This is a genomic window from Longilinea arvoryzae (genome assembly GCF_001050235.1).
GTDB lineage: Bacteria > Chloroflexota > Anaerolineae > Anaerolineales > Anaerolineaceae > Longilinea > Longilinea arvoryzae.
Genome location: NZ_DF967972.1, coordinates 83705 through 103954, shown reverse-complemented (window position 1 = coordinate 103954; position 20250 = coordinate 83705). Strand labels below are relative to the sequence as shown.

The window sequence follows — 20250 nt, the reverse complement described above, 5'->3', positions numbered from 1 at the left end:
TTTACCATCCGGCCGCGTACCAGCGCAAATACTCCTCCACGTGCGCCGACCAGTATTCTTCATTATGCGTGCCCGGGTTGAGGTGCCATTCGTGCACTAGGCGCGCGTCGTTGAGCATGCCCTCGAATTCCAGCGCATAGGCGTAGTAGGGATCCTTGACGCCGATATCCAGGTACAGGCGCGGGCGCTGGTCTTCGGGAATCTTTGGCAGCCAATTGTAAAAGATGCTTCCGTTGCTGGACGAGGGCAGGCTGTGCAGGCCGATGGCGCCGAAGGTGGGCCAGTATTCATAGCCCAGGCGAACCGCCCAACTGGCGCCGCGCGAAAGCCCGCCAATGGCCCGGCAGGCGGTCTCGCGGCAAACGGCGTAATTCTCCTCCACCCAGGGTAAAAGCTCATTGACCACCGCCCGGCCAAAAGCGGATTGGCTGATATCTGCCAGGTAATAATATTCCTGCGGCATGACTACCAGGAAGGGCCTGACCTCGCCGGCAGCGATCAGGCGGTCGGCGGTTTCCGGAACGCCCAGGCGCTGCCACTGATCGTCGTTGAAGGACTGGCCGTGCAGCAGGTAGAGCACCGGATAACCCGGATCGGCCGAGGGGTCGTAGCATGGCGGTGTGTAGACGCGCACCGTCATAGGCTTACCGATCTCGGTGGAGAACACCGCAAAGCTTTTCACCTGCCCCCGGGTTTCCGTGCAACCGGCCGGCGTTGGGGTCAGGCTGGGCTGCGGGGTCGGGCTGGGCTGGAGCGTGGAAATGGGCTGCAGCGGCGTGGCCGAAGGCGACGACGCTGCGGTTGGCGCGGCGGAAGCGCAGCCTGCCAGTAGAAGAATCAACAATAGAAGTGAGAGTCTTGTATTGTTTTGCATGGCGAATTTGTAAACTTGACGATTATGCCCTGCACCGATTATACTTTGAAGCGCCGGGGTGTAGCGCAGTTGGCAGCGCACCGCGTTTGGGACGCGGGGGTCGACGGTTCAAGTCCGTCCACCCCGACTCTTTTTTTAGAATTTGCCAACCAGGGAAAGACGTCATGTCACCCAAAAAGTACGACGGAGTCATCGAGGCAGTGCATTACAATGCCGAGGGGCGTGTGGAACAGGTGCGCCTGTACGAGCGGCGCGGCGCTGTCTTTTCGGACTGTGTGTTGCTCGGCCGGGACGATCTCGTGCGGCGGATCAAAGCCCGCAAGGTCTTTGTCATCGGCCAACGAAGACCCTGGATGGGCAGTTCCTTCGAAACCGGCGCCCAGATTCACCTGACCGGGCCGGCCGGAAAAGAAGTCTTTGCAACCGACAACCCGCCCATCGGGCGAGATCACCTGAAAGGTGTTCCGGAGTATTAAAAACGCGAGCCGCTTGTGACCGATTCGCCCTATCTTTCCATTATCATCCCTGCGCATAACGAAGAGCAGCGACTGCCCAAAACGCTTGAGCAGGTCGCTGATTTTATTAATCAACAGACTTACCCCGGTGAAATCGTGGTGGTAGAAAACGGCAGCAGCGACCGCACGCTGGCGACCGCGCAGGAGTACGCGCGGCGTATCCCTTACCTGCGCGTCCTGAGCGTGGAGCAGCGCGGCAAGGGATTGGCCGTCAAAACGGGCATGCTGGCGGCGCGTGGAACGTACCGCTTTTTTGCCGACGCCGACCTCTCCATGCCGATTTCCGAAGTCAACCGCTTCATTCCACCGGCGCTGCCCGGCTCGGAGGTCGCCATCGGTTCGCGCGAGGCTCCCGGCGCGGTGCGCTACGGCGAACCGCAGTATCGTCACCTGACCGGCCGGGTGTTCAACGCCATCGTTCGTTTGCTGGCCCTGCCTGGTCTGGGGGATTCGCAGTGCGGCTTCAAATGTTTCCGCGGCGACATTGCCGACGAAATCTTTCCGCTGCAAACCATGACCGGCTGGTCGTTCGACGTCGAAGTGCTGTTCATTGCCCGCCGGCGTGGCTATCAGATCGTCGAAGTGGGCATCCCCTGGTATTTCAATCCGGGCAGCAAGATCCGCGTGATGCACGATTCGCTGCGCATGTTTCTGGATTTGTGGAATATTCGCTCGAATGCCCGCGCCGGACGCTATAACCATTCAGCGCACAGCGGCTGACTTTGCAGGTTCATCCGCCGCCATGCGCATTTCTCCCGACCTCAGCCTCGAAACACCCCTCTGGCAGGCCGGACTATGCCGCCTGGCCGGGCTGGATGAGGCCGGACGGGGCGCCTGGGCCGGACCGGTGTACGCGGCGGCAGTGGTGCTTCCGTCAGGCGGCGAGGAACTGCTGGCGCAGCTTCCGGGTGTGCGTGATTCCAAGCTGATGACCCCCAGACAGCGGACATTCTGGGCCGAAAAGATTCTCGGCGTGGCGGTCGCCTGGGGCGTCGGCTGGGCCGGGAATGACGAAATCGACACGCAGGGTATCCTGCCTGCCACGCGCCTGGCCATGCAGCGCGCCGTCGAGCAACTCGGGTTGGCGCCGGAGCACCTGTTGATCGACGCAGTCCGCCTGCCGGCCCTCAAAATTCCGCAAACCGCCCTGGTGCGCGGCGACCAGCGTTCGCTCAGCATCGCGGCCGCTTCGGTGCTGGCCAAAACTTCGCGGGATGCTTTCATGGTGCAGATGGATGTGCAGTTTCCGGGTTACGGCTTTGCCGCTCACAAAGGCTACGGCACTGCGCGCCACCAGCGCGCTCTGGATGAACTGGGGCCCTGCCCGCAACACCGGTTTAGTTTTGCGCCGCTGCGAGCCCGTTCGATCAGCGCCTGAAAACGATTTTTCGGAATTTCTTTCGAAAATAAATAAGAAACCGATTTATCCGAATAATATCCGGGGAGTGATTTAGAGTAGAGCGGACACGCAGGTCCGCGGCTACAAGCGGAGGCCGATCCTTTCTTTGTGGCGGTCAAGCCGGGTTGGCGGACACGCAGGTCCACGGCAACAGATGGAAGCGGACACGCAGGTCCGCGGCTACGAACAATGTCACAGCGGCGGGTGTTCCCCCGCCGCTGTGGAATATGGGTCGTGCAACCCGAACGAAATAACTAGCGAAGCACCATGGGGATGAATAAACGGTATGGATTATCCTCCACGGTCAAATCAAAATCGTCCGATACGGTTGCACTTCCATCGGATGCCGTAACGCGGATGGAGTAGACACCAATTGCGGCAAGAGGCGGTGTACCGCTCAAAACCCCGCTGGCGGTATTGCAACTCAGCCAGGGAGGGAGCGGATTGCCGTCCACAAGTTGGGCTGAGAAGGTCAGCACATCACCGGTATCGCTATCGCCAAAATAAGCAGATGTGTCGAAGCTGTAAGGCGTGCGCGCCGGATGGTTCTGGTCGGGCAGCGGGGCGATCCGATACGGGGCGGTGTTGTCCGGATCGACGGTCAGCGTCACGGTGACGGTTTCGGAACTCGCCGCGCCGTCATTTGCGTGATAGGTGAAACTGTCGCTGCCGTTCCAATCGGCCGCCGGGGTATAGCTGAAGCTGCCGTCCGTGTTGAGCGTCAGGCTGCCGTGCGAGGTGGAACTGTCGAGGACCGCCGTCAGCACGTCGCCGTCCACATCGATATCGTTGGCCAGCACGCCGTTGGCCGGGATGGACAGTGAACCGTTTTCGACCAGGCTGTAGGTATCGGCGGTCGCCGTTGGGGCATCATTTACCGGGTTGACGGTCAATTCAACAGTGACCGTACCAGACGTACTCTCGGCGTCGTGGGCGGCATAGGTGAAGCTGTCGTCTCCATTCCAGTCTGAATCTGGCTGGTAGGAGAAGCTGCCATCGGCGTTCAGGGTCAGGTCGCCGTGGGATGCGTCGGTAACAAGGTGCGCACTTAAGCCATCCCCATCCCGATCTGTATCATTACCCAACACACCGGGCGCATTCACGTTCAATTGCGTATCTTCTGGGGTCGAATAACCATCCTCGATAGCCGTCGGAGCGTCATTGATGGGTTGTACGTGTAGGGTAACGGCTTCGACGGCGGAAAGTAAGAAACCATCGCTGGCCTGGTAGGTGAAACTGTCATCTCCGTTCCAATTCGCATCCGGCTGGTAGGTGTAACTGCCATCTGCGTTCAGTGCGAGAACACCATGCAAAGGATCGGACACCCACACGGCGGTGAGATTATCGCCGTCCGCGTCTGTATCATTCTCCAGCAGACCGGGCGCGGCAATCGATAAGAGCGCATCCTCGTCGACATCATAGCTGTCCGGGGTCGTTCTTGGCGCATCCGCCGCTGGGTTGACTGTCAATGTTACAGTGGCGACGCTGGAGTTAACCACGCCATCGAATGCGGTGTATGTGAAGTTGTCTGTCCCGTTCCAGTCGGCGTTCGGGGTATAGGTGTAGCTGCCGTCGGAGTTCAACGTCAGGCTGCCGTGAGACGGGCCGTCGACCAGGGCGGTGGTCAGGGCGTCGCCGTCCGCATCGCTGTCATTGTCCAGCACGCCCGGGGCCGGCTGCACCAGGGGAACGTCTTCATCGGTCGTGCCGCCGTCGGCCGCAGCCCGTGGGGCATCATTCACCGGGCTGATCGTGAGGGTGACGGCAGCCGGAGCGGAAGCGAGGCCGGCTTCTTTCGCGGTGTAGGTGAAGCTGTCGCTGCCATTCCAGTCGGCGGTTGGGGTGTACGTGAAACTGCCGTCCGCGTTCAAAACCACGGCGCCGTGCGAGGGCTGGTCGACCAGGACCGCGCTGAGGGGCTGCCCCTGGTGGGCGGTGTCATTGGCGAGCAGACCGGGCGCTGCGATGGTCAGCGGGGTGTCTTCGGACGTCTGATAGGCATCCGCGGCGGCCTGCGGGGGGTCGTAACGGCTGACCACCAGATCGTCGATGGCCAGGCCGTGATCGGCGCCCTGTTCGTCGGCGTCGGTCCAGCGCAGCATGATGTAGCTACCGGCCGGAATGGCGACGCTAAATTGAGCCGTCCGCCGGCGCTGGTTGGCGGGCAAGTTTCCGTTCAACGCGCCGGCGGTTCCACTGGTCACCGGGGCGGAAAAATCCAGACTCGTCAGGCTGGTCCAGGCGCCGGCGGTCAGGCTGGTGATCGCCGAGGCGCCGACCTGATAACTAAAGGCGAGGATTTGAGTCCCGCCGGCGCTGTTGCGCCACTGCTCGCCGGTAAAGGCGACGTATAGGCGGGTGATCTCATTGAGGGTGTCATTCTGCAGCAGCAGACCCTTGTAGATGGTGCCGCCCGTGTTCTTCTTGGGCAGGGCACCAAAGGCGCGTTCGGCGGAGGCCGTCGAACCATAGCTGAACATCCCACCCGCGCCGGACGAGCCGTTGTCGGCCGTGATCTGGTTGCGGGAGGCATACCAGCCCGGCAGGGTGCTGTCATTGACCCAGGCGCCGCTGCCCGATGCGCGCAGACCGTCGAAGCTCTGCGTATAGGTATTCGACAATCCCTGAGCAGCCGCCTGAACAGGCGTGATCCCGCTGAAAACACAGCCCAGGGCGATGATCAACGTGAGGCCCAGATTAATGAGTTTGAAGTTGGATGGATTCGTCATTCTCGTTCCCCCAGATATGAGCACCATAAATTCGACCATGAAAATTGAACTTTCATGGAGACGGTCGGGTTATGAAGATCGGCGAGGGAGATGAATAGCGATCCGGATTATTGGAATAATGCCGCTGCGCGATTCCTTCCCCCTACGCGCATTTCGATTATTTTACAACATAACCGATGAAGAATACATCATCGATCGATTGGCAGTTTTGTAACCTTACAGGTCGGTTTAAGAAATGCCGGTCTGGCACGATCTTTGGAATTCCAGGCGGCCCGGGCTTGACTTTTTCCTTTTTTACTATTATACTATTTGTATAATACTCAATTGGTTCAATAGTCAGGGCCGAATCTCATGGACGATTTGCTGGAAACCTGGGAAGGTACCTATAAAAAAGGGCTGCTTAGCTTTTGGATCCTGCTGCTGCTGGATCAACGCCCGACCTATGCGTTCGAGATGAATCCGCTCATCCACGAGCTGTCGCAGAACACCATCTCGGCGGACGATAACAGCCTGTACCGGGCGCTGAACCGCTTCGAACAGCTCGGATTAATCACCAGCCAGCGCCAGCCTTCCGAAATGGGCCCGGCCCGGCGCTATTATTCGCTCACCGCACAAGGGCGCGACCTGCTCATTCGTTTCACCCAGCGCAACCTGCTTGTCTTTCAGACATCGCCAGTGGCCGACGCCATTCAAAGGCTGATGCAGAACGGACATGGAGAGGAGAAGAAATCATGACCGAGACACTCGAACAGCAGCTGGAAAAATGGAAGAAGACCCTGCTGATCTACCTGGGGGCGGGGATTACGCTGCTCCTGGTGGCGCTCATTGATTTGCCGGCTCAAATGCTTCAGGCGCGCAGCAATCATTTCATAATGGTTGATGGCTGGTACGGGCTGTGGTTCATTCTGGTGATCGCCTGCCTGACGCCGGGGGTGCTGCTGCTGGCAACACCGCGCTGGCGGCAGGCGCAGCTCGAAGATCGGGTGCCGACCGGCTTTGGTTTTCTGGGCGTGGCCTGGCTGGTCATGCTGGGCTTCAGCATGCACACCAGTACTCTGCTCCCGACGGTTTTTCATTTCCTGATCTTTGCCCTGGGCGTGATGCTGGCGGTCGTCTATTTGCTGCTGCGTCGTCGCCCGCGCAAGGAGGAGATGTTTCCGTAGAAGAGACGTGAAGTGTGAAGGGTGAGGAGTGGTTCGGTAATCGTAATTCGCACGTCGTGATTCGTGATTCGTAAGGCATGCGGTGTGAGGCGTTTCATGAATCAAGCATCGCGAATATCGAATAACGAATCACGGTTCACTCCTCACCTCTTCTCCACCTTACACTTTTCTCAAGCCTTCCCATTCCCGCGCGGGGTAAAATAAACCGGACTTTACACCATCACTGCACGCGAGGGAATCCGCTTGAAGATATTCATCACCGGAGCAACCGGTTTCATCGGTTCACATCTGGCGCAGCGCCTGGCCGCGGAAGGCCACCAACTGCGCTGCCTGGCGCGTTCGACCAGCCGGACGGAAAATCTGCGCGCGTTGGGCGCCGAGATCATCACCGCCGACCTGACCGACCGCGAGACGTTGTGTGACGCCATGCGGGGCTGCGATTGGGTTTTCCACCTGGCCAACCTGTACGCCATGTGGCATCCGCGGCCGGAGGAATTCTGGCAGACCAACGTGGAGGGCACGCGCTGCGTCATGGAAGCCGCGCTGGAAGCCGGAGTGGCCAAGGTGGTGTACGTCAGCACGGTGGCGGTGCTCGGCAAACCGGCCGGGCGTCCCTTCGATGAAGATTCGCCGGCCGGACCGCGCCAGTTCAGCACGTACGGCCGGTCGAAAGCGGAAGGCGATCAGGTGGTGTGGGAGCTGTACCGCACGCGCGGCCTGCCGGTGGTGACGCTCTACCCCGGCATCGTGCTCGGCCCGGGCGATGACAAACCGTCCGGGATTTATATCCAGGATTTGATCCGTGGACGGGTGCCCACGCCCATCTTCCGCCGCTCCGTGGAAACCTACACCTCGGTCGAGGATGTGGTTGAAGCCGCCATCGAGGCCGCGAAACAACCTGACACGGTCGGTAAACGCTATTTGATCGGCGGGGAGCGTTTGAACGGCATGGATTACGCGCGCGAGATCTGTGATGTGGCCGGGGTGCGTGTGCCGTGGATGCGCCTGCCCGATTTTGTCGTCATCGCGGCGGCGTACTGGTTTACGCTGTGCAGCAATCTGACCCAGACTCCACCGCCCTGGGGACTTTCGGTGGACGCCGCCTGGACGCTTTATAACGGGTTCGATTTCGACGGCAGCCGGGCGGCACGCGAACTGGGTTTCAGCTATACCCCGGTGCGCGAGGCGTTGAGCGAGGCTGTGGCGTGGTACCGCAAGCGGTGGGAAGAAGAGGAAGACTCACCACGGAGACACGGAGTACACGGAGAAGAATCTTTGGAAAAAGAAAGAAGAACCTCGTAAATCCGGGAAAGCTGAATTGGATGAAGAGGATTCACCACGAAGACACGGCACCCTACGGGTGCAGGCGGACACGGAGAAGAAAAATGAAAAAGACGAGGGAAGAGAAGAAATTCTCTTTCCTCGTCTTGGAAATACTGACCCTTTGGTGGGATTCTTTCCCATCATTTGCCGAATTAGGCGAGATCTTCTCTTTTTTCACAAAACTCTCTGTGGAATCTGAGTCTCTGTGGTGAATCCTTCAAGGTGAAACCCCTTATTCAATGACCAGACGGGCGCGTTTGAAGCGTGTCTGGCCGGCCGCCACCAATGCGCCGTCGATAACCAGCAGCCCCAGGCAGACCCATAAGAGAATGGCATTGTAGTTGGCGTTCATCAACACAGCCATCATGGGCGCTTTCCAGGATTCAGGCAGCATCGGCACCACGACCACCGGCAGGAGCCACACTGCCATCAGGACTATGCTCATGCGCTGGTAAGCCTGCCGGGCAGTGGCAGCGCGCAACGAGACCAGCACACCCAGCCCGGCCAGCAGGCCGCAACCCAGCATGTCGAAGGCCAGAATGAGGAAGAAGAATCCCAGCGGATAAAATTGCAGGCCATCGCCGGGGTGAACGAGATTGACTGTGACCGCCGCCAGCAGCAGGTTGACCAACGCCAGACCGAAACCGTACAGGATGGCGGCGCTCAATTTGCCCAGGTAGATGGCCCGATCGCTCAGCCGGCTGGCCAGCAGTGTTTCCAGGGTATGACGTTCACGTTCGCCGGCGATTGCATCCGACACCATCCAGGTGGCCATGAAAACCGGCATCCACGACCAGATTAATGGATTGAGCGGGGATTTAAACCAATCGGAGGCAAACTGCCAGGGGATGAACACGCCGAATACACCGAACTGGATGAGCAGATTGGTCAGCCCGCCGCGCAGGCTGCCGCGCATCATGAACATTTCTTTCCATTCTTTGCGAATGATGGTGATGATATCTGTAAACATAGGAGACTCCAATTGAATCGTCAAAGAGGAATGTGTACTGAGTTGATCAGGTAAGAATCATGGAACTTGGTAATTTCTTCCTCAGAACTCAGAACTCAGAACTCAGAACTCAGAACTCAGTTCCTATTCCTTTACCAGCTCCAAAAATACCTCTTCCAGGCTGGCTTTGCCCTTGCGCACTTCGTCGATTTGCACGCCCAGACTGACCAGAAGCTGCACCAGTGGAGCGGTGTCCACATCGCCGGACAGGTCCACCACCAGGTGATGGTCTTCCTGGCTGACGGCCTTGATTTCGGAGCGTTGGCGCAGGGCTGCCAGCGCGGTCTCGTTGAAGCCGCGCCCGACGATTTCCAGGCGGCGGCCGCCCTGGCGCAGGCGCAGCTCATCCGGCGAACCAATGCTGAGCAGCCTGCCTTGATGAATGACCGCCACGCGGTCGCATAACTTTTCGGCTTCGCCCAGGTTGTGCGTGGTCAGAAAGACCGTTACGCCTTGCTGCTTCACCAGTTGATCCAGGTCGTCCAGGAGCGCGGCCGCAGCGATCGGGTCCAGGCCGGCGGTGGGTTCGTCCAGAAAGATGAGCTGCGGGCGGTGCAGCAGGGTGCGCGCCACGGCCAGTTTTTGCTTCATGCCGCGGCTCCAGTTGGCAACGGTCTCCTTGCGCCGGTCCCACAGGCCCAGGCCGCTGAGCAACTCGTGAATGCGGGCCGAACGATCGGCAGCCGGCAAATGCCAGACTCGCCCATAGAAATCCAGGTTTTCTTCTGCGCTCAGGCGCTCGTATAACCCGGTATGCTCCAACAGGGCGCCGCAGCGCTGGCGAATGGCGTCTCCGCCGCTTCGCGTATCCTGCCCCAGGACCTCAGCCTGGCCGGAAGTGGGTTCCAGCAGGCCCAACAGCAGGCGAATGGTGGTGGTTTTCCCGGAGCCATTCGGCCCCAGGAAGCCAAATACCGTGCCGCCGCTGACCTCAAAGCTGACCTGGTCCACGGCGTGCACCGCGCTGAAATAACGGGACAGGGCCCGGGTGCGAATAACAGTCGATACAGACATCCAAAACCTCCTCAAAGCCAGGATTTTCTTCCCGGCAGGTTATTCCTGTGAAAGACGAGAGACGATTCGTTTCAATTTTTCGCGGTAATCTTCGAACGCTTCCTTTCCGGCCGGGGTGAGCTGGATCAGCGTTTGGGGGATCTTGCCGCGATAGGTTTTTTCGATCTGCACATAGCCGGCCTCTTCGAGCTTGCTCAGGTGGGCCGAGAGGTTGCCCTTGGTCAATCCGGTCTCGTGCAGCAGGTAGAGAAAATCGACTTTCTCCACCGGGACCAACAGGGTGACGATCAACAGACGCGCCGGTTCGTGAATCAGGCGGTCTACCTCGGTGATGCGGTGCAGTTCGTCACTCATCGGAGTTCCCCGCATCCAACGGGCGGGTGGAGAGCAGGTAATGCCGCAGCACCAACGCACCACAAACGATCCAGGCCAATCCTTCGAGGCCGAAGAGCAGCGAATAGGGCCATGGATAAGGCGGATTCAGCCAGCAGACCACTGCTCCGAGGAGCATCGAAAAGAACCCCACCGCGAAGAAGCGTTTGAGCCCGATACGCGCCCCCAGATAGGCAATCGCCAGGCCCAACATCAGACCGGTGAAGGCCGGCCAGACCTGCTCCGGCAACCCCCGTCCCAGCAGGGTAACGGCGATCGAAATTGCCATGGCCAAAAAGCCAATCAACAGAACGCGCGACCAGCGGTTAGAGCCTCTGGGATGGCGGTATTGGACATAACCGGTGCGCGGATAGGTGACGCGTTCTTTCAGAGTGCTGACTACACGGCGAACGGCCCAGGCGGAGCACAGGATGATGACCGGTTGGCCGATGCCGATCACCAAGCCGCGCCACGGGCCTTTCGGTAACAGGCCGCCAATGGCGTAGGTCAGGCCGAGCAGAAGAATCACCCCGCCGCCGGCCATTTCAGCCAGGCCGTCGACGTACCAGTAACGCTGCGGTCGGGCGAGATTGTTTCGAATGGGATCGTTCATCGCGAAGTTCTCCAGGTGCAAACCGGTTTGTAATGCAAACCGTATACATCTACTATAGCTCGTGCCGGTCGATTCGTCAAGCCCTTTGGCTAAAAAAAACAATTCCTCGCCCTCGAAAATGGGGTGGGATATTACATTCGTCTTAACCTGCGCCAGAATAATTGACAGTCCGGCGCACCCTGGATAAACTTAATACCATACTCTGGTATAGTATAGGTGAGAAACATGCCGATTTATGAATATGTCTGTGAAGCGTGTGGCCAGGAATTCGAACGCATCGCGCGCTTCAGCGAAGCCGATCAATCTCCGATCTGCCCGGCCTGCGGCAGCAAGGAAACGCATAAGCAAATCTCGCGGGTTGCGACCGGCTCCACCGGCTCGTCCGGCGACTCATCCTCGACGTCCTGCTCCGGCGGCGGGCATTTTTCCTGAGCGGGTTAACTGCAACCTGCCGTGTGCAGGTTAGAAAGAAAATCGAATGAAATTGCAGGATCCAAATTCGAAGCAGATCCTCATCCAACGCCTGCGACGTATCGAAGGCCAGGTGCGCGGTGTGCAGTCCATGGTCGAGCAGGAACGGGACTGCCAGGAGATTCTTCAGCAACTGGCCGCCATCCGCTCGGCCGCCCAGGGCGCCAGTCTGGCATTCCTGGAACAATATATCTCGGATTGTCTATTGGAAAACAGCGAAGCGAGTGACCGCGAGCAGCGCGAGCGCCTGGCGCAAGAGCTGGTGGCGTTGCTCGGCAAGGCTCCCTAGCAGGAGAAGCAGCCCATGCCCCATTCAACCGTTCGCTGGATTGGCGGCAAGCAATTCATCGGGGTCGATTCCGCCCAACATTCGGTCGTGGTATCCACCGCCGAGGAAAATGTGGGCATGTCGCCTTCCGACCTGCTGCTGGTGGCGTTGGCATCTTGCACTGCGGTCGACGTGGTCGAAATTTTGCAAAAGAAACGCCAGTCGCTCACCAGCCTGGAAATTCAGGTGGACGGCGAGCAGGATGCAAAAAATCCCTGGCCCTTTCGAAAAATCCACCTGATGTATCGCCTGAAGGGCTCAAATCTGGACCCGAAATCGGTGGATGACGCCATTCGCATCGCCGAAGAAAAGTACTGTACGGTGGCTGCGACGATACGGGGCGTGGCTGAGATCAGCTATTCATTTGAAATACTGGAATAAGAAAACAGGATGAACAGGATTTTCAGGATGAAGAAAAGATCTCTTCTTCTCTTCATCCTGATGATTTCGTTTATCCCTGGTAAACATACAGGCAAAAAAACCGGATGAACAGGATTTTCGGGATGAAGAAAAGATCTCTTCTTCTTTTCATCCTAATCATCCTGTTTATCCTGTTAAACATACCGGTCATCGGCGGAACGAAGCCCCATATCCTGCGGGCCGACTTCCACGCCGCTTAATTCGGAGAAGCTCAAATTCTGCACCGTCAGTTCCTTGGCGAGGCGGACGCGGTTGAACAGCGCCATATAACTTTCACCGCTGCGCGCTTCCCAGTCCAAATCGAGCTTCTGGGCCACTTCCTGGATCTTGGCCGTGTTGGGTCCTTCGACTTCGATGAAGTTGCCCAACGGCGTCTGATCCAGATCGATGTCCACCGAATCGAGCACATAGACCGTGCGCCATTTTTCATACATGACCACAAGCTGGTACCCCAGAGCTTCCAGCAGGTGGTAGGCCGTCTCGAAATCGCTGACCACGACTTCAATTTCCTGGCGGATGCTGATGGCCTGCCCGGATTGGGTGGGTCCCTTGTAGGTTAACAGTCCCTGCGGATCGTCGGAGGTGAAGCCGGGCGCCGGGCGGCGCAGGCGCAGAACGCGGCGCTGGCGGCCCAGGGCAGTGTCGGCGGTGTCGAAGCGCAGGTTGGTCTCGAACATGCGCTTTTGCTTCAAGCTGGCGTTGGCCTTCTGAAGATGCTGCTCGACTTTTGCCAAGTCTCGAACGTAAAACTTTACTTCTATTTCTTGCTCTTTAGGGTTCATCCGGTTTTCTTTTCTCCCCTGATTCAATTTTACTCGAAAGAGACCGACCGCCGATTTTCAGTTTTGTTGGGAAGTGGCTGCCCAGATGATCAAAAGCCACAAAGCCAGAAAGACGGCCACAAAGAGGTTGTTGATCTGCGCTGCCGGCGAGACGGCGATCCATATCCGGTCGATCCAAAAACCCAGCAACCAGAGTCCGGCCAATGCGCGCACCAGCCATTTGGACCCGGGCCGCCTGGATAGATACGCGACCAGCGCCAATCCGGCTGCCAGCGCCTGGGCGGTTCCGGTCAGGGTCAGATAGAGCGGCCCGGGTTTTACACCCACTTCGACCAGCCAGGGTTCCAGGGTCAGGCTTTGCCACAGACGCAGCCCGCCCAGCAGCACCAGCCCGGCCCAGAAAGCAATCGTCAGGGCGTTTGACACCCAGCGGCCGAAATCCTCCAGGCGCGAACTCATCGAAAGTCGCCCTCGTACTGGCGGTGCTGTAAATTCACTTCATCGGTTGGCTGAAACAGGTCCACAAGAGATGGAGCCTGAATTTTATAACGGCGTCGAGACGCGGAGTCAATCATAACCAGATGGAATTATAGCATGCCCCGGTGTTGTCTGGAACTGTCGATTTCGGGAAATCGGGGCTTTGGTGGGTTTGGAAGATCTCGCCTGGCGATCTGCAAACCAATTGTAAGACTCGATCCAGCCGGCTGACGGCTCCTTTTCTTGACAGGCATCAAAACTCGGATATACTGACTGAAGGAATCCTGGCTTTCCGGCCGGAGAAATGGAAAGGACAGCGGCATGCGACTAACACTTTGGGACATTCTGGCAATCATGGTTACCCTGGCGCTCGTGTTAGTGAGCGTGATCTTCCTGCAGATCTTCATCGATCCTTATTCTCCCATGAATCCTTTCCCGCCCGAAACGCTGCCGGCGCCCATTCAATTGCCTACCCCGACCAATACCCCGCGCGTGCTGCCGGCCACCTGGACTCCCACACCGCTGTATGGCGGCATCACCACCTTGCGCCCGTCTTCCACGTCCTTCCCAACGGCGACCGGTTTTGTACTGGCGACGGCGACGAACACGCCGACCCGGACTCCCACGCCGACCAGCACTCCCACCAAAACCCTGACCCCGACCAAGACGAAGGTGCCGACGAATACTCCTGTTCCTCCAACCGCCACCAGCACCAACACGGCGGTAGCCTACCCGTAAAACAAGTTGAGCAACAAATCCTATGAGTGAAGCCATTACACCTGAAATCTTTAATCATCTGGTCGAGCTGGCTGCTCTGGCGCTCGATCCGCAAGAAGCCGAGTACGTACGCAAACAGCTCAATAATCAATTGAAAGCGATCCAGGAACTGGAAGACATTCCACTGGACGGCAATGTAACCGCCACCTCACACGGTGTGCCGTATACGGCTGAGATCAGCCCGGCGCCGCGCGAAGATGCGTGGCATCCCTATCCGAATCCGCAGGACATTCTGGCTCAGGCGCCTGAAACCGGCGACTCCTATATCGTCGTCCCGGATATCCCGCATACGACATTGGAATAAGCATTTATGGAACTCTGTGATCTTTCCGCGCATGAGCTGGCATTGTTACTGCGCCAGCGCCGCATTTCTGCTGTTGAAATCCTGGAATCCAGCCTTAAGCGCATCGCCGCCGTCGACGGACGGCCGGGGACGTTGGATTCGGGCCCGTTGAATGCCGAAGATGAAACCCGGGTGCATTCGTTCATCACGTTGACGGCCGAGCGCGCCCGCGCCCAGGCCGAGACGGTGGACCGCAAATTTGCCGCCGGCGAAGATCCCGGCCCGCTGGCCGGCATTCCCTTTACCGTCAAAGACATCTTCTGCGTCGAAGATACGCCGTCCACGGCGGCTTCCCGCATCCTGGCCAACTTTCGCGCGCCTTACACTGCCACTCCTGTGGCGCGCATGGAGGCTGCCGGGGCGGTGATGCTGGGCAAGGTCAACCTGGACGAGTTCACCTACGGCTCATCCAATGAATCCTCGGCCTTCCAGCCCAGCCCGCGCAATCCCTGGAAACTCGACCGCGTTCCGGGCGGGTCCTCGGGCGGCAGCACGGCCTCGGTGGCCGCCGGCGAGGCGCCGCTCTCGATCGGCACCGATACAGCCGGTTCCATTCGCCAGCCGGCTGCATTCTGCGGCGTGGTGGGCATGAAACCCACCTACGGGCGCGTCTCGCGCTACGGCCTGATTGCCTTTGCCTCCTCCCTGGATTGCCCCGGACCAGTGGCGCGCAATGTGACCGACGCGGCCCTGATGATGAACACCATCGCCGGCGCCGATCCGCGCGACAGCACCGCGGCCGCCGTGGCCGTGCCCGATTACGTGGCCGCGTTGGAACAGGGCATCAAGGGCCTGCGTATCGGCCTGTCGCCGGATTATTTTCGCATCACGTATCCCAATCCGCAGACCGGCGTGTTCGAAACCCAGCCCCTGCCGGCCGAGATCGAAGCCGCCGTGCGCCGCGCCGCCGACCTGCTGGCCGCCCAGGGCGCCGAAATCGTCGAGGGCGTGCCCATGCCCAACACGCGTTTTGGCATCCCGGCCTATTTTGTGATCAGCCGCGTCGAGGCTGCCTCCAACCTGCACCGTTTCGATGGCGTGAAGTACGGTTACCGCACCCCGCAACCGATGAACGACCTGCGCGAGATGTACCGTCAGTCGCGCGGGCAGGGCTTTGGCGCGCAACCCAAGCTGCGTATTCTAATGGGGATGTACGTATCCGCTGCCCAGTACAGCGAGCAGTACTATAACCGCGCCCTGCGCGTGCGCACGCTCATCCGCCAGGATTTCGAGCGCGTCTTCGATCCCAAGGGCCCCTACCGGTTGAACGCGCTGCTCACGCCCACCACGCCGACCACGGCCTTCAAGATGGCCGCGCTGTACGGCGATTCGGTGCTGATGCAGTACGCCGACCAGCTCACCGTGCCGGCCAACCACGCCGGCGTACCGGGCGTTTCGCTGCCCGGCGGTCTGGACGGCGAGGGCCTGCCCATTGGTATTCAACTGCTCGGCCCGGATTACACCGAAGATGTGCTGCTGCGCATCGGCCGGGCCTATGAAACCGCCACGGAGACGGACGCGTGGCGCAAGGTTCGCCCGCAGGCGTTGGTGTAATCCTTTCCGGGGCTGAGAGGCCAGAATATGCCTGAACGAAAGACCTCAGACGAACGATCTGCCGGTAAACTGGCGCTGTTCCTGCTGGGACTGGCGGTTGTCGGTGTTGGACTGGTGCTGTATGCAACCCGCTGGGGCGCCTTCCTGAGCGACGATTCGTTCTGGTACATTATTCCGGCCCGACAGGCCCTGCAGGGCCAGGGTTTCAATCCCACGCGCACTTTTGCGCCGGGCCTGAGCATGATGCTGACCCTTTTGGGATGGCTGGGCCTTGAGCCACTGGCAGGAATGCGCTGGCTGAACGCCGTCCTGTTCGGGGTGAACATTTTTCTGGTTGGATGGATCGTCTGGCGCAGCCGGGGCGGTAAATTGGGCGCGCTGCTGGCGAGCCTGGCGATGCTTCTCTCGGACGTGCTGCTCGAAGCGCACGGCTGGGCGATGAGCGAGGCGCTCAACCTGACCCTCTCTCTGCTGGCCGTTCTGTTTTTCCAGCAGTACATCCGCCGGGCGCGATGGGGCTGGCTGGCTGCGGCCGCGCTTGCGGCAGGGCTGGCCTGTCTGGCGCGTTACGCCGGCGTTCCGATCGTGGCAGCCATTGCCCTGGGATTGGTGGTGTACAGCCCGGCCCGACGCTTTGCCGCCCGGCTGGGACAGGCCGCGGCCTTTGGCGCGGCCAGCCTGCTGCCCATGGCAGCCTGGTTGCTGCGCAATCAGTTGACTACCGGAAGGGCATTGCATTATTCCAGCTTTCACTGGGCCTGGCCGACGCTGGATACGGCCCGCTGGTTCTTCTATACCACATTAAGCTGGTTCGTCCCCGGGCGGTTCCTTCGCGGGCGCGAACTGATCGCCGGCGTCATTGGGCTGGCGCTGATTCTGGCCCTGGTGGCGGTCTGGGTGGTCTGGCTGCGGCGATCTCGACGCAGGCTGTCAACCACCCTCGATCCGGCCCTGTTCGCTCTGCTCGCAAACGGTCTGTTCATAATATTGATGCTGGTGGCAGCCAACGGTTTTTCCGACCTGGTGGCATTCAATGCTCGCTACCTGATTTCGCTGCTGCTGGCGTTTTTGATGACAGCTGCGACCGCGCTTGGCAAAACAGCGCCTGAAATGCCGCGGGTCTGGAGGGGCCTGGCGCTGGCCGGAGCGGCTTTATTCCTGATGTATTACGGCTACCGGAGCGTCGACAGCGTGCGCAGGCTCCACGCCGACGGGTTGGGCTATGCCAGCCGTGCGGTAACGCAATCGGAGACCGTGCGCTATATCAAGAACCATCTGGAACTGGACATCATCAGCACCGGCCCCGAAGGCCTGTATTTCTGGACGGGCAAGTTCTATGACGGCATTTACACGGTCGGCAGTGACAGCGACCGTCTGGTCGAAAAGGTTTGTGAAGATCAGGCAACACTGGTAATATTGAAATCGATGCCGGCCGGTATGTATGGTTTCGACGAAGCCCGTCTGACGAGCCGGCTCTATCACCAGCTATCATTCAATGACAGTGATCTTTTTGTGTGCCCTTAATGTCCGCGGTCGAACGCGGGCTGCTATCGTGAGGCGATGGATATGACGATGATCGAATACGAAGCCGTTATCGGGTTGGAAACCCACATCCAGCTCAATACTCAGACCAAGATTTTTTGCTCCTGCAAGGCCGATTCCTGGTACGACGCACCCAACACGAATATCTGCCCGGTGTGCTGCGGCTTGCCGGGTGTGCTGCCCGTGCTGAACAAAGCCGCCGTCGAAAAGGGCGTTCTGCTGGCCACCGCCATGCACAGTGAAATTCGGCCGCTGTCTTTCTTCGACCGGAAAAATTATTTCTACCCCGATTTACCCAAGGGTTACCAGATTTCACAGTTCGACCAATCGCTGGCCAAGGGCGGCTTTCTCGACCTGCCCGTGCCCGCCGCTTCCAGCCCGGATGGCAAAGCCTACACACGCCGCGTGAGCATCACCAAGCTGCACCTGGAAGAGGACGCCGGCAAGACCAAGAACGCGGGCGGCCGGCGCTTTGTGGATTTCAACCGCTGCGGCGTGCCCCTGGTCGAAATGGTCACCGGCCCCGACCTGCGTACGGCCGATGAGGCTGCCCAGTACCTGATCCGCCTGCGCCAGATGTTGCGCTGGTTAGGCATTTCAGAGGCCGACATGGAACGCGGCAACCTGCGCTGCGACGCCAATGTCTCCATCCGGCACAAGGGCGAGACCATTCTCAACCCGAAGACCGAGATCAAGAACGTCAATTCGATCGAAAACGTCCGCGACGCCATCCTGCATGAGATCGACCGCCAGATCCGCGAGGTGGAAGGCGGCAACCGCATTTTTGCCTGGACACTGGAATGGGACGAAGACGCCGCCGTGCTGCGCAAAATGCGCTCCAAGGAAACCGAGGCTGATTACCGCTACTTCCGTGAACCGGATTTGCTGCCCATTCGCATGGATGAGGCCTGGAAGGCGGCCATCCTCAAGGATTTTCCCGAGCTGCCGCTGGAACGCCGGGCCCGTTTCATCAACGATTACGGCCTGCCGGAGTACGACGCCGAAATTCTGACCGGCGAACGCAAACTATCCGATTACTTCGAAGCGGCGGTCAAGGCCTACGGAAGCGATCCCAAGCGCGTCTCCAATTGGCTGATGAACGACATTCTGCGCCGGCTCAACGAGCGTAACCAGACCGCCGACCAGCTCAAACTCACTCCGGTCTGGCTGGCCGAGCTCCTCAAACTGGTCGACGCCGGCACCATCAACGTTTCCACGGCCAAGGCATTGCTGCTGAAAGTGGAAGAAACCGGCCTTTCGCCGGCTGCGCTGGTGGAAAAAGAGGGTCTTGCAAAAGTCAGCGACGACGCCGCCATTCGCACGGTGGTGCAGGAAGTGCTGGCCGAGAATCCCAAGGAAGTGGAAGCTTTCAAAGGCGGCAAGGATACCCTGATGGGCTGGTTCGTTGGTCAGGTGATGCGCAAGATGCGCGGTAAGGCCGATCCGAATATCGCCCGCCAGGTGCTCGAAGAGCTGTTGAAGTAAATCCGTTCGACGATCTCAAAGGGAGCTGTGCACGCTGCATGGCTCCTTTTTTTGTATTGCCATCACTGTAAAGGCCTGAGCGCGGCGAAGGATCTCAGGCGTGTAAAGAATTCACTTTGCAGTGCCTGATTTCGCAGATGCTCAGGAAATTCCTGGCCAAAAACTGGCCATCCTTCGTGGCGAAGATGGACAAAGATACGATACCATTATCTTCATGATCCAATGGACGCAACTTTTTCCAGCAGTAGCGTTTTTCCCCGGTACGTTGTACCGTATCGACCCCTTTCCATCTACGGACATTCCGCTGCGGAAGGTCGATTTTTGGCTTCCGGTTGGCTATGACTCCGCCAAACGTTACCCGGTGCTGTATATGCATGATGGAAAGAATCTGTTCAATCCGGCCGAGGCCTATCTGGGGCGCACCTGGGGAGTGGCCGAAACGCTCACCCAAATGGGCATCGATTGCATCGTGGTGGGCGTGTGGAGCGCCGGCGAAAATCGTGTGCCGGAATACATGCCCGAGGCGCCCTTTGTTGGCGCTCAATTCGATGGCATGCGCGAGGGTAAGTGCAAGGATATCCGTGTGGCGCCTTATTCGGATGCCTATCTGCGCTTCCTGGTGGAAGAGCTGAAACCCTGGGTGGACGCCAACCTTGCGACGCTGCCCGACCCGACGCACACCATCGTCATGGGATCCAGCATGGGTGGGCTGGTCTCGATGTACGCGTTATGCCGCTACCCGCAAGTCTTTGGCAGCGCTGGCTGCCTCTCCACGCACTGGCCGATCGGCGCCGGCCAGATTGAAGAATGGATGCGTGACAATTTGCCGCCGCCTGGCAACCACCGTCTGTACTTTGATTACAGCGGGCATAGCCTGGATCGTGATTATGGCGTCCACAATATGCGTGCCAATGGATTTTTACGAGAGGCTGGCTGGCGCGACGGCATCGATTACCTCATGCGTGAGTTCCCCGGCGCCACACACAGCGCGCGCTCCTGGCGCAAGCGTTTACCAATTCCAGTAGAGTTTCTGTTTAATCGCAACTCTTAACAAGATGTT

At 59.1% G+C, this 20250-nt stretch carries 23 protein-coding genes and 1 tRNA gene; 16 read left to right on the top strand and 8 right to left on the bottom strand.

The features are described from left to right. Position 1: 1 nt before the first annotated feature. Positions 2 to 874: an alpha/beta hydrolase gene (locus LARV_RS00485; RefSeq protein ID WP_083522214.1), complete on the bottom strand. Its 873-nt coding sequence runs from the start codon at positions 872 to 874 to the stop codon at positions 2 to 4. Positions 875 to 928: 54 nt separating this feature from the next. Here LARV_RS00485 and LARV_RS00480 point away from each other — a divergent pair. The 4 genes from LARV_RS00480 to LARV_RS00465 all read left to right on the top strand — a co-directional run bounded on the left by LARV_RS00480 (position 929) and on the right by LARV_RS00465 (position 2767). Continuing rightward, positions 929 to 1001, top strand: a tRNA-Pro gene (locus LARV_RS00480). Between the two features lie 37 nt (positions 1002 to 1038). Further along, positions 1039 to 1350: a hypothetical protein gene (locus LARV_RS00475; protein WP_075071795.1), complete on the top strand. Its 312-nt coding sequence runs from the start codon at positions 1039 to 1041 to the stop codon at positions 1348 to 1350. A gap of 15 nt (positions 1351 to 1365) precedes the next feature. Beyond that, a complete protein-coding gene (locus tag LARV_RS00470) occupies positions 1366 to 2109 on the top strand; it encodes a dolichyl-phosphate beta-glucosyltransferase (protein WP_075071794.1) in 744 nt (247 codons plus the stop codon). 28 nt (positions 2110 to 2137) lie between these two features. Continuing rightward, entirely contained in the window at positions 2138 to 2767 is a 630-nt protein-coding gene (locus LARV_RS00465) for a ribonuclease HII (RefSeq protein WP_075075050.1), read from the top strand. A 275-nt stretch (positions 2768 to 3042) separates the two neighbouring features. Here LARV_RS00465 and LARV_RS00460 read toward each other — a convergent pair whose 3' ends face one another. Next, positions 3043 to 5517 carry a tandem-95 repeat protein gene (locus LARV_RS00460; protein ID WP_075071793.1) on the bottom strand — a complete coding sequence of 825 codons (2475 nt, stop codon included), beginning with the start codon at positions 5515 to 5517 and terminating at the stop codon, positions 3043 to 3045. A 351-nt stretch (positions 5518 to 5868) separates the two neighbouring features. Here LARV_RS00460 and LARV_RS00455 point away from each other — a divergent pair, with 351 nt between their 5' ends. The 3 genes from LARV_RS00455 (at position 5869) to LARV_RS00445 (ending at position 7982) form a co-directional block, all read left to right on the top strand. Next, positions 5869 to 6252 (top strand): PadR family transcriptional regulator, encoded by a 384-nt coding sequence (locus LARV_RS00455; RefSeq protein ID WP_075071792.1) that lies wholly within the window; start codon positions 5869 to 5871, stop codon positions 6250 to 6252. Continuing rightward, a complete protein-coding gene (locus tag LARV_RS00450; RefSeq protein ID WP_075071791.1) occupies positions 6249 to 6680 on the top strand; it encodes a hypothetical protein in 432 nt (143 codons plus the stop codon). Before LARV_RS00455 ends, LARV_RS00450 begins: the two co-directional genes overlap by 4 nt. 243 nt (positions 6681 to 6923) lie before the next feature. Continuing rightward, a complete protein-coding gene (locus tag LARV_RS00445) occupies positions 6924 to 7982 on the top strand; it encodes an NAD-dependent epimerase/dehydratase family protein (RefSeq protein ID WP_075071790.1) in 1059 nt (352 codons plus the stop codon). Positions 7983 to 8235: 253 nt separating this feature from the next. On the opposite strand, the gene LARV_RS00440 is transcribed toward LARV_RS00445, so the two are convergent. From LARV_RS00440 to LARV_RS00425, 4 genes are all read right to left on the bottom strand, one after another. Then, on the bottom strand, positions 8236 to 8973 hold the full coding sequence (locus LARV_RS00440; RefSeq protein ID WP_075071789.1) for an ABC transporter permease subunit: 738 nt from the start codon (positions 8971 to 8973) through the stop codon (positions 8236 to 8238). Positions 8974 to 9096: 123 nt separating this feature from the next. Beyond that, complete coding sequence (locus LARV_RS00435) at positions 9097 to 10026, bottom strand: ABC transporter ATP-binding protein (protein WP_075071788.1); 930 nt, start codon at positions 10024 to 10026, stop codon at positions 9097 to 9099. A 39-nt stretch (positions 10027 to 10065) separates the two neighbouring features. After that, positions 10066 to 10380 carry a winged helix-turn-helix domain-containing protein gene (locus LARV_RS00430; RefSeq protein ID WP_075071787.1) on the bottom strand — a complete coding sequence of 105 codons (315 nt, stop codon included), beginning with the start codon at positions 10378 to 10380 and terminating at the stop codon, positions 10066 to 10068. Next, positions 10373 to 11011, bottom strand: a complete 639-nt coding sequence (locus LARV_RS00425) for a hypothetical protein (protein WP_075071786.1) — start codon at positions 11009 to 11011, stop codon at positions 10373 to 10375. Before LARV_RS00425 ends, LARV_RS00430 begins: the two co-directional genes overlap by 8 nt. Positions 11012 to 11236: 225 nt before the next feature. Here LARV_RS00425 and LARV_RS00420 point away from each other — a divergent pair, with 225 nt between their 5' ends. From LARV_RS00420 to LARV_RS00410, 3 genes are read left to right on the top strand one after another with little or no spacing between them, the layout of a single operon-like run. After that, positions 11237 to 11443, top strand: a complete 207-nt coding sequence (locus LARV_RS00420) for an FmdB family zinc ribbon protein (RefSeq protein ID WP_075071785.1) — start codon at positions 11237 to 11239, stop codon at positions 11441 to 11443. Between the two features lie 46 nt (positions 11444 to 11489). Continuing rightward, positions 11490 to 11771, top strand: a complete 282-nt coding sequence (locus LARV_RS00415) for a metal-sensitive transcriptional regulator (RefSeq protein ID WP_075071784.1) — start codon at positions 11490 to 11492, stop codon at positions 11769 to 11771. 15 nt (positions 11772 to 11786) lie between these two features. Further along, the gene (locus LARV_RS00410) at positions 11787 to 12191 is read left to right on the top strand and encodes an OsmC family protein (protein WP_075071783.1); all 405 of its coding nucleotides are present in this window, start codon (positions 11787 to 11789) and stop codon (positions 12189 to 12191) included. 173 nt (positions 12192 to 12364) lie between these two features. Here the strand turns inward: LARV_RS00410 and cyaB are convergent, their stop codons facing one another. Both cyaB and LARV_RS00400 read right to left on the bottom strand, forming a co-directional pair. After that, positions 12365 to 13012, bottom strand: a complete 648-nt coding sequence (gene cyaB, locus LARV_RS00405) for a class IV adenylate cyclase (protein WP_075071782.1) — start codon at positions 13010 to 13012, stop codon at positions 12365 to 12367. A gap of 57 nt (positions 13013 to 13069) precedes the next feature. Beyond that, positions 13070 to 13471: a hypothetical protein gene (locus LARV_RS00400; protein WP_075071781.1), complete on the bottom strand. Its 402-nt coding sequence runs from the start codon at positions 13469 to 13471 to the stop codon at positions 13070 to 13072. A gap of 339 nt (positions 13472 to 13810) precedes the next feature. Here LARV_RS00400 and LARV_RS00395 point away from each other — a divergent pair, with 339 nt between their 5' ends. The 6 genes from LARV_RS00395 (at position 13811) to LARV_RS00370 (ending at position 20241) form a co-directional block, all read left to right on the top strand. Then, positions 13811 to 14227, top strand: a complete 417-nt coding sequence (locus tag LARV_RS00395) for a hypothetical protein (RefSeq protein WP_075071780.1) — start codon at positions 13811 to 13813, stop codon at positions 14225 to 14227. A 22-nt stretch (positions 14228 to 14249) separates the two neighbouring features. Next, positions 14250 to 14570 carry an Asp-tRNA(Asn)/Glu-tRNA(Gln) amidotransferase subunit GatC gene (locus tag LARV_RS00390; protein WP_075071779.1) on the top strand — a complete coding sequence of 107 codons (321 nt, stop codon included), beginning with the start codon at positions 14250 to 14252 and terminating at the stop codon, positions 14568 to 14570. A gap of 6 nt (positions 14571 to 14576) precedes the next feature. After that, a complete protein-coding gene (locus LARV_RS00385; RefSeq protein ID WP_075071778.1) occupies positions 14577 to 16163 on the top strand; it encodes an amidase in 1587 nt (528 codons plus the stop codon). Positions 16164 to 16190: 27 nt separating this feature from the next. Then, the gene (locus tag LARV_RS00380) at positions 16191 to 17687 is read left to right on the top strand and encodes a phospholipid carrier-dependent glycosyltransferase (RefSeq protein ID WP_075071777.1); all 1497 of its coding nucleotides are present in this window, start codon (positions 16191 to 16193) and stop codon (positions 17685 to 17687) included. A 42-nt stretch (positions 17688 to 17729) separates the two neighbouring features. After that, entirely contained in the window at positions 17730 to 19190 is a 1461-nt protein-coding gene (gatB, locus tag LARV_RS00375; RefSeq protein ID WP_075071776.1) for an Asp-tRNA(Asn)/Glu-tRNA(Gln) amidotransferase subunit GatB, read from the top strand. 121 nt (positions 19191 to 19311) lie between these two features. Continuing rightward, positions 19312 to 20241 (top strand): alpha/beta hydrolase, encoded by a 930-nt coding sequence (locus LARV_RS00370; RefSeq protein WP_083522211.1) that lies wholly within the window; start codon positions 19312 to 19314, stop codon positions 20239 to 20241. The last annotated feature ends 9 nt before the right edge of the window (positions 20242 to 20250 follow it).